Here is a 13,346-nt window from a genome sequence, read left to right as displayed (position 1 = left end):
GTCGGCCGCATCTCCGGCGGCGGCGCTCCATAGTTCCGTCGCGTTTGGCGGCTGTTGTGCTCCGGCGAGCCCGCCAGCCCTGGACAAGGGCCGTCTGGCATTCGAGACCGACAAGCAGGTGACGTGATCCGACCCGCGATGCTCTTCAGACGCCTTCGACTGCGTTCCCCCGGCCGCTTCGGTGCGGCTCTGCTCGCGCTCGCGCTGACCGGCGGCGCGGCGGCGGCGCAGTCGCCGGCCTGCAATGCATGGCGCTCGGAACTCGCCAGCCTGCAGGGCCAGCGCGGCGGCGGGGATCCCCGAGCCGCGCAGATGGCGCAGCGCGTCGGCGCCCAGCTCGCCCAGGCGACGAACCAGTATCGCGCCATGGGTTGCGAGCGCGGCGGATTCACTTTCTTCGGCGAAGGCCCGCCGCGCGAATGCGGGGGCTTGCGCGCGCAGATCGGCCAGTTGCAGGCACAGTATGCCAATCTGCAGCAGATGGCGCAGGGTGGCGCCCTCGAGCAGCGCCGCGCGCAGCTCGTCGCGGCGATCAACGCCAATTGCCGGGCGCCGCAGCAGCGCGGCTTCTTCGAGACGATCTTCGGGCTCGAGCCGCGCCGGGGCGAAATCGATTCGACCCTGCCAGAGCTCGATCCCGAGCAGCCGCTGGAGCCGGAAAAGCCACGCCTCGGCGGCCCGCAGACCGTCTGCGTGCGGACCTGCGACGGCTATTTCTTCCCGCTCGCGAACAATCCGGGCGGCCGCGACAGCGGCGACGAGATGTGCCAGGCGCTCTGCCCCGGCACCGAGACCCTCGCCTATGGCATGACCAATGGCGGCGAGATTCAGAACGCGGTCGCCCGCTCCACCGGCCAGCCCTATGCGTCGCTGCCGAATGCGGGCAAATACCAGCGCAGCTTCGATGCCGCCTGCACCTGCCGGGCGCCGGGCCAGAGCTGGGCACAGGCGCTGCGCAACGCCGAATACCTTCTCGACAAGCGCAAGGGCGACGTCATCGTCACCGAGCAGCGCGCCGCCGAGCTGTCGCGCCCTAGGGAGGCCAAGCCCGATCCCAGGCGCCGCAATGCACAGCCCGCACCGCAGCCGGCCGCCGTCGAGATCCCCGACGAGAAGCCGATGCCGTCGGAGAACTCGCCGACCGCCGGCACGGAATCGGCCGGTGTCGGCCCGCAATCCGTGGGAGAGCGGGTGCTGGACAAGGGCGACGGGCTCAAGCGCGAGACGCAGAGCGTGACCGGCGAGCGCCGCACCGTGCGGATCGTCGCGCCGAACCTCGCACCCAATCTCGGGAATGCGACAATCCGTCCCTGACGACGGGGCGATCATGCGTCTTGCGCAGTTCGGGGGCGCATCAATCACTTGAATATCCCGTGGACGCATGACGGTGACGGCGCAATAGAGGGCTGACGCCCCCCTCATCGGGCGAGCCGTCCGGAACCGCCTGCCGACTGCATCCTGTCGTCGTCGAAGGCAGCCTTGGCGGCTCCCGCCGGAGATCGCCATGTCCAACCTCGCGACATCCCAGCCGCACCCGCGCCCCATCGAGTTCGCCGACGCCAGACGACGCCTCAAGGCCATCTTCGTCGGATCCGTCGGCAATCTCGTCGAATGGTACGATTTCTACGCCTATACGGCCTTCTCGCTCTATTTCGCGCCGGCCTTCTTCCCCTCCAGCGACCCGGTGGTGCAGCAGCTCAATGCGGCGACGCTGTTCGCCGCTGGCTTCATCGTGCGCCCGCTGGGCGGCTGGCTGTTCGGCCATCTGGCGGATCGCTACGGGCGGCGCCTTTCGCTGACGGTCTCCGTGCTGATGATGTGCTTCGGCTCGCTGATCATCGCGCTGACGCCGACCTATGCGACGATCGGCTTTGCCGCGCCTTCCCTGCTGGCGCTCGCGCGCATCATCGAAGGCCTGAGCCTCGGCGGCGAATACGGGGCCAGGGCGACCTATCTCTCCGAGATCGCCGATCCCGAGCATCGCGGCTTCTATTCGAGCTTCCAGTACGTCACGCTGATCGGCGGGCAGCTCACCGCGATCCTGGTACTGCTGCTGCTCCAGAACGTCTTCCTGACGCATGAGCAGCTCGTCGCCTGGGGCTGGCGCATCCCCTTCGTGATCGGGGCGCTGCTCGCCGTCACGGCGATGTTGATGCGCCGCCACATGCACGAAACGGAGTCCTTCACGGAAGCCAACAAAAGCCCGGTGAAGCGCGAGAGCTCGATCCGCGGCCTGCTGCGCTACCCGCGAGAGATCGCCATCGTCGTCGGGCTGACCGCCGGCGGCACCGCGGCCTTCTACACCTTCACCACCTATATGCAGACCTTCGTGCGCCAGACGGCCGGCTTCTCCGACATCACCACGACCTATGTCATCGCCGGTTCGCTGATCTTCGCCGCGATCCTGCAGCCGATCTATGGCGCGATCTCCGACCGGATCGGCCGCAAGCCGCTGCTGATCTTCTTCGGCGTCGCGGGAACGCTCCTGACCGTGCCGCTGCTGACGACGCTGGCGGGCACCAAATCGCCCTGGGTCGCCTTCCTGCTGATCTCCGGCGCCTGGGTCTTCGTGGCCGGCTACACCTCGATCAATGCGGTGGTGAAGGCCGAGCTGTTCCCGACCGCGATCCGGGCGACCGGCGTCGCCGTGCCCTATGCCCTGACGGTCTCGATCTTCGGGGGCACCGCGCCGGCGATCGCGCTGTTCTTCAAGCAGCAGGGCCACGAGCAGTGGTTCTACTACTATCTGGCGGGCGTGATTTTCGTCTCGCTGCTGGTCTATTCGACGATGCGCGACACCAAGCATCAGTCGGCGATGCACCGGCACGATTGAGCTGTCATTCCGGGGCGGGCCGTCAGGCCCGAACCCGGAACCCACGACCGGGTGACACGCGTCCGACGACCGGCATAGGGCTCACAACGTCATGGGTTCCGGGTTCGAGCGCTGCGCGCTCGCCCCGGAATGACAGTCCTTCAGGCGCTCTCGCCCCTGAGCCGCCGCAGCGCCTTGTCCCGCCCGATCAGCGGCAGCAGCGCCGCCAGCTCCGGGCCATGGTCCTGCGCGGTCAGGGCCTGGCGCAGGGGCATGAACAGCGCCTTGCCCTTGGCGCCGGTCGCGGCCGCGACCGCGCCGGTCCAGCTCTTCCACGTCGTCGCGTCGAAGGGCTCGGGCGGCAGCAAGGCGGCTGCGGTCGCGGCGAAGTCCGCATCGGCGATCACCGGCCTGATCGGCCCGCGCACGACATCGTCCCAGAGGCGGGCTTCGTCGAGCTTGCCGAGATTGCCGCGGATCGCGAGCCAGAAGCGTTCGCTGGTATCGACGCCCATCTCGGCCAGACGGAACGCCACGGCGTCATAGGGCAGCTGATGCAGGGTGCGGGCGCTGAGCGTGTCGAGGTCGTGCTCGTCGAACTTGGCCGGGGCGCGCGAGACATGGGCGAGATCGACCAGCCCCGCCAGTTCGTCGAGACTCGCCACCGGACGCACGGCATCCGAGGAGCCGGTCAGGGTGGCCAGCGCTGCCACCGCCAGCGGCTCGACGCCGGCCTCGCGCAGGCCGCGCAGCGAGAGATGGCCGAGGCGCTTGGACAATCCCTCGCCGCTCGCCGTGGTGAGGAGGTTGTGGTGGCCGAAGGACGGCAGCGCCGCGCCCAGCGCCTGGAAGATCTGGATGTGGACCGCCGTATTGGTGACGTGATCCTCGCCGCGGATGATGTGGGTCACGCCGGTCGCGGCGTCGTCCACCACAGAGGGCAGATGGTAGAGATAGCTGCCGTCCTCGCGGATCAGCACCTGGTCGGAGAGCGAGGCGCAGTCGACATGGGCGTCGCCGCGGATCAGGTCGGTCCAGGCGACGACGCGCGGCTCGAGCAGGAAGCGCCAGTGCGGCCGGCGGCCTTCCGCCTCGAGCTTCGCCCGGTCCTCGGCGGTGAGCTTCAGCGCGGCGCGGTCGTAGATCGGCGGCAGGCCGCGGGCGAGCTGGCGCTTGCGGCGCCGGTCGAGCTCGTCGGCGGTCTCATAGCAGGGGTAGAGCCGGCCCGCGGCGCGCAGATCCTCGGCGGCAGCGTCGTAGAGCGACAGCCGCTGCGACTGGCTGATGACGAGATCGGGCGTGATGCCGAGCCAGGCGAGGTCCTCCGCGATGGCGGCGGCATATTCCGGCTTCGAGCGCGCGAGATCGGTGTCGTCGTAACGCAGCATGAAGCGCCCGCCGTGGCGGCGGGCATAAAGCCCGTTGAACAGGGCGGAGCGCGCATTGCCGATATGGAGATAGCCCGTCGGCGAGGGCGCGAAGCGCAGGAGCGGCGGGCGGGACGGCGCGGAGCTGGTCATGGCGGCGCTTATGGCGCTTTTGGCCGGCAGCGACAATCGTCCCCGGCGTCATGTGCAGAAAGCATGCTGCGACGCAGCCCGGCCTATTGCGATGCAACATGATCCGTGGCTGAATGATGGCATTCGAACGGACCCGGTGAAAATCCGGGTGGCTCTTCCGGCCGCCGATCCGCCGGACAACCCAACTGCCGATCCAGCTGAAGCCTGCGCGCGTCGCGGGCTCCGATCGCTCATGGGTTCCCTATGACCAGACTCTCCGCCTATCGCCGCGAATGGTTCTCCAACATCCGGGGGGACATTCTCTCGGGCGTCGTCGTGGCGCTCGCGCTGATCCCCGAGGCGATCGGCTTCTCGGTGATCGCCGGCGTCGACCCCAAGGTCGGGCTCTTCGCCTCCTTCGCCATCGCCTGCGTGTCGGCCTTCGCCGGCGGGCGGCCGGGCATGATTTCGGCGGCAACCGCCGCCACCGCGGTGCTGATGGTCACGCTGGTGAAGGAACACGGCCTGCCCTATCTCTTCGCCGCGACGATCCTGATGGGTCTGATCCAGCTTGGGGCCGGCGCGCTCCGGCTCGGGCGCCTGATGAGCTTCGTCTCGCGATCGGTCATCACCGGCTTCGTCAACGCGCTCGCCATCCTGATCTTCATGGCGCAGCTGCCGGAGCTGATCGGCGTGCCGTCGCTGACCTATGCGATGATCGCAGGCGGCCTCGCGATCATCTACCTCTTCCCCTATCTGACGAAAGCCATCCCCTCCCCGCTCGTCGCCATCGTCGTCCTGACCGCTCTCGCCTGGGGGCTGGGGCTCGATCTGCGCACCGTCGGCGATCTCGGGGAACTGCCCTCGACGCTGCCGGTCTTCGCGCTGCCGCAGGTGCCGCTGACTTTCGAGACGCTGCGGATCATCTTTCCCTATTCGGTCGCGCTGGCGGCGGTGGGGCTCCTGGAGTCCCTGCTGACGGCGCAGATCGTCGACGACATGACCGCGACGACCAGCAACAAGAGCCAGGAATGCTACGGCCAGGGCGCCAGCAACATCGCCTCGGCGCTGATCGGCGGCATGGGCGGCTGCGCCATGATCGGCCAGTCGGTGATCAACGTGACCTCGGGCGGGCGCGGCCGGCTCTCGACGTTCGTGGCCGGGGCCTTCCTGCTCTTCCTGATCCTCGTGCTCGACGATCTCGTCCGGATCATCCCCATGGCCGCCCTGGTCGCGGTGATGATCATGGTCTCGATCGGCACGTTCTCCTGGCGCTCGATCCTCGATCTGCGGACCAATCCCCTTCCTTCCTCGATCGTCATGCTGGCGACGGTGACGACCGTGGTGGCGACACATGACCTCGCCAAGGGCGTCCTCGTCGGCGTGCTGCTCTCGGGCGTGTTCTTCGCCGGCAAGGTCGCGCGCCTCGTCGCCGTCGAGAAGCGCGACAGCGCAGACGGCACGGCTGTGACCTATGTGGTGCGCGGCCAGATCTTTTTTGCGTCGGTCGAGAGCTTCCTGCGCGGTTTCTCCTTCGAGGAGCGCCCGGCGCAGGTGACGATCGACCTGACCCATGCCCATTTCTGGGACATTTCGGCGATCGGCGCGCTCGACAAGGTGGTGCTGCGCCTGCGCAAGAACGGCGCGGAGGTCGAGGTGCTCGGCCTCAACGAGGCCAGCGCGACGATGGTCGACCGCTTCGGGAGGCACGACAAGGGCGACGCCGGCCCGGCTGCCGTCCACTGAAGCCCGGGCGCGCCGGCCTCAGAAATCGATGCTGTCGCCGCCGCTGCGGCCGACGCCCTTCACCAGCGCCTCATCGGGACGATGGGCTGGCTCTCCGTCATCGACGAAGCCGTGGCGCACCGGCCATGCCTCTTGCTGATCGATCAGCCTGATCGACGGTGGCGCCCGCCGGGCGACGGCGGCTGCGGCCCGGGCCTCCTGCTGGAGCGCCATCACGGCGGAGGCCTCATGGCCGGCCGCGACGATATCGGACACACGCTCTCCCGCCGCGAGCGCGCCCAGGACGGCCTCCCGGCGCAGCGCCTGGGGGCTCTGGGGCACAGCGCCCATCGACAGGCTGTCGGGCCCGAGCGCCTCCGCGGGTTTCCAGCGGCGGCGCAGATCCAGCAGGCGCGTGATCTCGGTATGCGACAGATCGCCGACGGGATTGAGGTCGCCGATCGCCTCCAGCCCACAGGTGGCATGGCGAGCCGCCGGCGCGAGCAGGCAGCGGCCCATGCCCCGCGCCAGGGCGGAGAGCAAGGCCGTGCGGGCCGCTGTCGTCGCGTCTCGTGGTCCGGGCAGGCCGGCGGCCGTCAGCGCCTCGGCGACCGCCCCTGCCACTTCGGAGACGGGGATCGCCCTCAGGGAAACACCCAGCGCAGCGGCGGCGGCCTCAGCCTCGGTCGCGGCCAATCCCCCAGGGTTCCCGCCAGCCAGTCGGACCGCCGCGACCCGCTCCGGCCCCAGCGCATCCACAGCCAGCGCCGAACCGAGAAGGCTTGCCTCGTCGTTGAATTCGACGAGAACGCCCGTCTCAGGCGCAAGCCGGAGATGCTCGCGCAGGCCGAGCATGCAGGCGGCATAATCCGCCTCGTCGCCGGCCTCCAGCGGGATCGCCTCGCCGGGTTCGCAGACCCAGACGCCGCCGCGACGGGTCCATCGGGTGACGGTGAGCGCGTCGCGGAAGGCGGGCAGTTGATGCGTCAGGCTGCGGTCGGCGGCGAGCACGAAGGAGGCGCCGTCGCAGATGCCCTCTTCACCGCCGCCGACGGCATTCAGCCAGACTAGCGGAAGGCCTGTCTCGACGACCCGCGCGACGGAGCGGTTGAGACGGTGGTCGGTGCCGCCCCGCCGGTAGACCGCGGCGGCGGAAGACAGCAGCAGCTCGGCCCCCGTCTCGGCGAGGCATTCCGGGACCTCCTCATCCGCAAGATCGTCGCCGGAAACGAGGCCCAGGCGCAGCAGGCCCCGGAATGGCACCGGTCCGGGCAGAGGCCCCGGCTCGAAGGGTGCGGATACAGAGCCGCCGACCGCCACTTGAAAGCGCACGGCCTGAATAAGGCCGCCATCGAGCAGCGCCTGAGCCGCGTAGAGGGAAGCGTCCTCGCGCCAGGGCAAGCCGAGCAACAGCGCCGGCCCGCCATCAGCGGTCTCGCGCGCCAGATCCTCGCAGGCCCGCCGGCAGGCATCGAGAAAGGCCGGCCGCCGCAGCAGAGCCGCCGAGGACGTCCCGGCCAAGGCGGCGGCCGGAAACAGGACCAGATCCGCTCCAGCTGTCGCCGCCCTCGCCCGTGCGGCACGGATCATCGCGACATTGCCTGCCACATCTCCGGGGAGCGGACTCGTCTGCGCGAGGGCGAGGCGGAAGGAGCGTTCGGTCATGGCGGGGGCTGTAGCGCGACCGCTTCGGCCCGGCAATCGCGTGCCACAGGGCCTGACGGGGCTGCGCTTAACCTCGCGTTAGGGTTAAGCGCGCATGAATCGGGTACGTGCCGCTCCTGCAAGACTGCCGGCCGTCGTTCGGAGAAACGACCATGCGTACCCGCTTCATCCATCGACCAGCCGCAGCCCTCGCCGCAGTCCTTCTGGCTGGCTCTGTAATCACCGCGGGCGGCGCCTTTGCCGCCGACTATCCGGTGCTGCGCGGCTCTCAGATCGACGACGCGCCGCCCGCGCCCGAGTTCGACAGCTACGCGAAGTGGTCGGGCTTCTATTTCGGCGGCGGCTCCGGCCTCTCGTCCACCAAGTTCGAGCCCGGCAACGGGCTTCAGAACCTCGCCAACTACGCCTATCGCAACACGCTGCTCGGCAGCGAGGTGAACATGGGCAATCTGGTGGGCAACCTGCCCTCGAAGACCGACAGCGGCGCGACCTTCTTCGGCTTTACCGGCTACAATTTCACTTTCGGCGACGTGATCCTCGGCCTGGAGGCGGACTATACCCGGTCGAACCACAATTATCTGATCAGCGACTTCATCGGACGACGCAGCACGACTTCCGACGGCACGGTCAACGACTACACGCTGACGACCCGCCATGGTGCGGAATTGAAGGACTATGCCACCGCGCGCATCCGCATGGGCTGGGCCTATGGCCGGATCATGCCCTTCGCGACCATCGGCGGCGCGGTAGGCCGCTTCGACACGACCTCGACGATCGACGCGACCTGGCGCTTCACCCGCACCAACCCGGTGACGGGCGCGATCGAGAACAACGTGGTCGCGGCGGGCTATCCGCTCCGCGTCGGCTCCACCAAGAGCAATGTTTACGGCTTCGGCCTGACCGCCGGCGGCGGTATCGACATGGCGCTGACGGACAACCTGTTCCTGCGTGCCGAGTACCAGATCGTTCGGTTCGCCGATGTCGAGGGCACGACCACGACGATCAATACCGGCCGCGTCGCCGCCGCGCTGAAGTTCTGACCCAGCAACCGATCGCCGACATAAAAAGGCCGGGGCGACGCGCCCCGGCCTTTACGTTTGGACCCCGATAGGCTCGCGCCTCACTCGGCAGCCTCGACCTCCGGGCGCGCCCGGCCGGCGCGCTCGCGCTTGACCAGTTCGGCGACGAGGAAGGCCAGCTCCAGCGCCTGCTCCGCATTGAGGCGGGGATCGCAGACCGTGTGGTAGCGGTCGTTCAGGTCGGCATCGGTCATGCCGCGCGCACCACCGGTGCATTCGGTGACGTTCTTGCCGGTCATCTCGAGATGCAGGCCGCCGGCATGGGTGCCCTCGGCCTGGTGGACGGCGAAGAAGTTCTTCACCTCGGTCGTGATCAGGTCGAAGGGACGGGTCTTGTAGCCGCTGGCGGCCTTGACCGTGTTGCCGTGCATCGGGTCGCAAGACCAGACGACATTGCGCCCTTCCCGCTTGGTGGCCCGCACCAGCGCCGGAAGGTTGTCGAAGACCTTGTCGGCACCGAAGCGGCCGATGAGGGTCAGCCGGCCGGCCTGGTTCTGCGGGTCGAGCACGTCGATGAGCTTCAGCAGGCCGTCGACCGTGGTCGAGGGGCCGCATTTCAGGCCGATCGGGTTGCGGATCCCGCGGAAGAACTCGACATGGGCATGGTCGAGCTGGCGCGTGCGGTCGCCGATCCAGACCATGTGGCCGGAGGTGTCGTACCAGTCGCCCGTCGTCGAATCGACGCGGGTCATCGCCTGCTCGTAGCCGAGCAGCAGCGCCTCGTGGCTGGTGTAGAAATCGGTCGTCCGCATCTCGGGATGCGTCTCGGGATCGATGCCGATGGCGCGCATGAAGTCGAGCGCCTCGGTGATGCGCTCGGCGACCTCGTTGTAGCGCGAGGAGGCCGGCGCATCCTTGACGAAGCCGAGCATCCAGCGATGCGCGTTGTCGAGATTGGCATAGCCGCCGGTGGCGAAGGCGCGCAGCAGATTGAGCGTCGCCGCCGACTGGCGATAGGCCTCGAGCTGGCGGCGCGGATCGGGCGTGCGCGCCTCGGGCGTGAAGGCGTTGTCGTTGACGATGTCGCCCTTGTAGCTCGGCAGCTCGACGCCGCCGACGGTCTCCGTCGGAGCCGACCGCGGTTTGGCGAACTGGCCGGCGATGCGCCCGACCTTCACCACGGGCGAGCCGCCCGCGAAGGTCAGCACCACCGCCATCTGCAGGAAGAGCCGGAAGAAATCACGGATGTTGTCGGCCGAGTGTTCGCCGAAGCTCTCGGCACAGTCTCCGCCCTGGAGCAGGAAGGCCTCACCGTTTGCGACTTTCGCGAGGGCCTTCTTCAGCTTGCGCGCCTCACCCGCAAAAACGAGCGGCGGAAAGCCGGCGAGCTGCTGCTCGACCGCCCTCAGGGCTGCCTGGTCCGGATAATCCGGGATCTGCTGGACGGGCTTGGCCCTCCAGCTCTCGGGCGTCCACCGCTCCGACATGGGTGCTGCTCCTGACTTCGCTCGCGCGGGTTAACCTCTTCGAAAGCGCGAAGGCGCGCCTATACACCCAAGGCGACGCAAAGGCCACCACGGCGAACGCGCCCGCAGCGCAGGGCCGCGAGCCGATCATGGTTAGCGAAAGCTGAATCGGCCCAGCCACTTGCCGGCTACAGCTGACAAATCGATTCAGATCGATCGCAGCGCGCTTGAAGGCGATGAGATGGCGCATGAGCCGGTTCGGACGCCGATTCAACCCCGATGGCGGGCTTGCGCGCCTGCTCCGATCAGGCCGGCACGATACAATCCTCGCCCTTGAAGAGCAGCCCGGTTAGCGAGAGGTCTCGCGGTGACGCGGGACAAGCCGTCGCCCCCGCCGGCTCGGGTCAGCCCGCCCGGGGCGTCCGCATCGTCACCAGTTCCTCCGCCGCGCTCGGATGCAGCGCGACGGTGCGGTCGAAATCGGCCTTGGTCGCGCCCATCGTCACCGCGATGGCAACGGCCTGGATGATCTCGCCGGCGTCATGGCCGAGGATATGGACGCCGAGCACCTTGTCGGTCTTCGCGTCGACGACGAGCTTCATATAGACGCGTTCGTTGCGGCCCGAGATCGTCGCCTTCATCGGCCGGAAGGCGGATTCGAAGATGCGCAACTCGTGGCCAGCCGCGGCGGCCTGGACCTCGGAAAGGCCGACCGTGCCGATCTCCGGGGTCGTGAAGACGGCCGAGGCGATCAGGCCATGGTCCGTCCGCCAGGGCTTGTTGCCGAAGGTCGTGTCGGCGAAGGCGTGGCCCTCGCGGATCGCGACCGGGGTCAGGTTGACGCGGTTGGTGACGTCGCCGACCGCGTGGATCGAGGGCACGCTGCTGGCCGAGTCGTCATCGACCAGCACCTCGCCCAGAGATCCCAGTGCGACGCCCGCCTCGGCGAGGCCGAGGCCGGCGGTGTTGGGGCGGCGGCCGGTCGCGACGAGGATGACATCGGCATCGATGGGGTCGCCGCTGGCGCAATGGGCGCGGCGGCAGCCATCGGGCAGCAGTTCGATGCTCTGAACCGTGCAGCCGAGGCGGAAGCGGATGCCGGCATGCTCCAGCGCATCGCGGAGGCGGTTGCGGATGTCCTCGTCGAAGCCGCGCAACACGTTGTCGCCGCGGTGGAGCACGGTGACCTCGACGCCGAGACGGACGAAGAGGCTGGCGAATTCGAGCGCGATATAGCCGCCGCCGACGACGAGCATGCGCTTCGGCAAGCTGGGCAGATGGAAAATCTCGTTCGAGGAAATGCCGAGTTCGCCGCCGGGAATCGGCGGATCGAAGGAGGGCCAGCCGCCGGTGGCGACGAGGATGTGGCGGGCGCGGATCGTCTCGCCGCTTTTGGCGAGGCGCACGGTATGGGCATCGACGACGGTGGCGCGCTCCTCGCGGATGGTCACGCCGGCGCCGTTCAACCCCTTGCGATAGAGGCCGGAGAGGCGGGTGACCTCGTTGGCGACGGCATCGCGCAGCGTCGGCCAGTCGAAGTCGGGCTTCTGGACCGTCCAGCCGAAACCGGCGGCGTCCTCGACCTCCTCGGCGAAGCGGCTGGCATAGACGAAGAGCTTCTTCGGCACGCAGCCACGGATGACGCAGGTCCCGCCGATGCGGTCCTCCTCCGCGATCATCACGCGGGCGCCATGGCCGGCGGCGATGCGGGCGGCGCGGGTTCCGCCGGAGCCGGCCCCGATGACGAAGAGATCGACGTCGAATTCAGCCATGATGTCCTCTCACGCCGCGCGATCCCCGGTATCCGAACCGACGGGCAGCCGGAACAGCCATAGCGCCGCCATGGTCAGGCCTGCAATCCACCAGCCCTGCCAGGCGCCATGCGCCACAGCCGCGACGGCGAAGGCCGCGGCGAAGAGGCCGAGGCGCGGTGCCAGATCGCGGCCGGGGAGACTCCTCAGCCGCATCAGCAGGGCGAGCCCGGCGACGGTGAGCAGCGCGACGCCGATCGCACCGGTCTCGGTCCAGGCCTGGAGTGGAGCGTTGTGCGGGTGACCGACCGCCAGCAGCGCGCGACGCGGCGGCGAGACCTCAGCGGCCACAGGGTGGCGGTCGAGCGTCGGCGACGTGCCGAATCCCGCACCACGGATGGGCCGCGCCAGCGTCGCCTCGCCGAAGGACAGCCAGATGTCGACACGGTCGCGCGAATGGGAGTTGGCGAGGCGCTCATGGAGTGCCGCCGGCAGGGCCGCATCGCCCAGGCGTCCGACGACCGGGGCCAACATCATCGTCGCGACGAAGCCGAGCGTGACGGCTGCCCAGGCAAGCCGGGGGGCCAGGAGCGCCAGCCCCGCGGCCGCAGCCATGACGAGCAGACCGAAACCGGCCGCACCGCTCTCCGAGCCGAGGCAGGCCCAGGCGACGGCGAGGACGACCGGCACGGCCAGGGCGATGCTCCACCGCCGCGAGGGTCCCTGCCATGGCAGCGCCGCCAGGGCGACGGGAGCCAAGATGAGGCAGGTCAGCACCGGGCGATTGAACATGTAGGTCACTTGGCGGCCGATATCGAGCGCGCGCCTGATGGCGAGCCCGGTGGCCAGTTCCGCCATCATCATGACGGCGGCCACAGCCACAACGATCGCCAGCGCGCGGCCGAGCGCAGGGCCCGGCCGAAAGCGGCCGGATGCCGCGATGGCGACGCCGCAGGTCAGCGGCAGCGCAAACTCGCCCCAGGCCGCGAGGCTCGCAAGCGGCCGGTGGCTCCAAGCGATCGTGACGAGGGACCAGAGCAGGAATCCGGACAGGGCGAGCCCGATCGGGCCGCGCAGCAGAGCTGCCGCCCGGTGCAGGGAGGGTCGCCAGCCTTCCTCGGCGAGCGCGGCCGCGCAGAAGGCTGCAGCCGCCAGCGCCAGCATGAGCGGGGCGGAGCGGTTGGCGATCCACATGGCGAGTGGCAATGCCAGGAGGAGCGCCGCACCAATCGCCGCAAGCCGTGCCGGGACGGACCCGGCGGCCGGACGGGTGGCGACGGAAGAGGTCTGGTTCATCGGCGAGCGCTTAAGCCATCGCGGGGCCCAGCACTAGAGCCGCGTGGGCCGGCGAATTGTCTTGACTCCGGATTGATCAATCGGGCGCAATTGACGGCATACGCGGCGAAGTG

Annotated in this window: 9 protein-coding genes and 1 other annotated feature; of the genes, 4 read left to right on the top strand and 5 right to left on the bottom strand. The window is 69.0% G+C overall.

The features are described 5' to 3' along the window. The first annotated feature begins 138 nt into the window (after nt 1–138). Both ACFPN9_RS18870 and ACFPN9_RS18865 read left to right on the top strand, forming a co-directional pair. Entirely contained in the window at nt 139–1,314 is a 1,176-nt protein-coding gene (locus ACFPN9_RS18870; protein WP_066725161.1) for a DUF2865 domain-containing protein, read from the top strand. Between the two features lie 190 nt (nt 1,315–1,504). Then, nucleotides 1,505–2,833, top strand: coding sequence for an MFS transporter (locus ACFPN9_RS18865; RefSeq protein ID WP_377817439.1), 1,329 nt, complete (start codon nt 1,505–1,507; stop codon nt 2,831–2,833). A 140-nt stretch (nt 2,834–2,973) separates the two neighbouring features. On the opposite strand, the gene gltX is transcribed toward ACFPN9_RS18865, so the two are convergent. After that, nucleotides 2,974–4,332 (bottom strand): glutamate--tRNA ligase, encoded by a 1,359-nt coding sequence (gene gltX, locus ACFPN9_RS18860; RefSeq protein WP_066725328.1) that lies wholly within the window; start codon nt 4,330–4,332, stop codon nt 2,974–2,976. A gap of 126 nt (nt 4,333–4,458) precedes the next feature. After that, nucleotides 4,459–4,514 (top strand) — a sequence feature (sul1 is cis-regulatory element that is thought to sense ions involved in sulfur or methionine metabolism; They are found in Alphaproteobacteria). Nucleotides 4,515–4,575: 61 nt separating this feature from the next. Between gltX and ACFPN9_RS18855 the strand changes: the two genes are divergently transcribed. After that, a complete protein-coding gene (locus ACFPN9_RS18855) occupies nt 4,576–6,057 on the top strand; it encodes a SulP family inorganic anion transporter (RefSeq protein ID WP_066725155.1) in 1,482 nt (493 codons plus the stop codon). A gap of 18 nt (nt 6,058–6,075) precedes the next feature. Here the strand turns inward: ACFPN9_RS18855 and ACFPN9_RS18850 are convergent, their stop codons facing one another. Next, nucleotides 6,076–7,701: a nitrilase-related carbon-nitrogen hydrolase gene (locus ACFPN9_RS18850; RefSeq protein ID WP_066725152.1), complete on the bottom strand. Its 1,626-nt coding sequence runs from the start codon at nt 7,699–7,701 to the stop codon at nt 6,076–6,078. A 152-nt stretch (nt 7,702–7,853) separates the two neighbouring features. On the opposite strand from ACFPN9_RS18850, the gene ACFPN9_RS18845 reads away from it, so the two are divergent. Further along, a complete protein-coding gene (locus tag ACFPN9_RS18845; RefSeq protein ID WP_066725149.1) occupies nt 7,854–8,741 on the top strand; it encodes an outer membrane protein in 888 nt (295 codons plus the stop codon). Nucleotides 8,742–8,821: 80 nt separating this feature from the next. On the opposite strand, the gene ACFPN9_RS18840 is transcribed toward ACFPN9_RS18845, so the two are convergent. From ACFPN9_RS18840 to ACFPN9_RS18830, 3 genes are all read right to left on the bottom strand, one after another. Beyond that, nucleotides 8,822–10,207: a class II 3-deoxy-7-phosphoheptulonate synthase gene (locus tag ACFPN9_RS18840; protein ID WP_066725146.1), complete on the bottom strand. Its 1,386-nt coding sequence runs from the start codon at nt 10,205–10,207 to the stop codon at nt 8,822–8,824. Between the two features lie 383 nt (nt 10,208–10,590). Continuing rightward, nucleotides 10,591–11,958, bottom strand: a complete 1,368-nt coding sequence (gene gor / locus ACFPN9_RS18835; RefSeq protein ID WP_066725143.1) for a glutathione-disulfide reductase — start codon at nt 11,956–11,958, stop codon at nt 10,591–10,593. Between the two features lie 9 nt (nt 11,959–11,967). Further along, complete coding sequence (locus ACFPN9_RS18830; RefSeq protein WP_067253817.1) at nt 11,968–13,233, bottom strand: O-antigen ligase family protein; 1,266 nt, start codon at nt 13,231–13,233, stop codon at nt 11,968–11,970. Between the last annotated feature and the right edge of the window lie 113 nt (nt 13,234–13,346).

Source organism: Allobosea massiliensis, assembly GCF_042655245.1.
GTDB lineage: Bacteria > Pseudomonadota > Alphaproteobacteria > Rhizobiales > Beijerinckiaceae > Allobosea > Allobosea massiliensis.
This window is presented reverse-complemented; position numbering and strand designations above follow the sequence as displayed.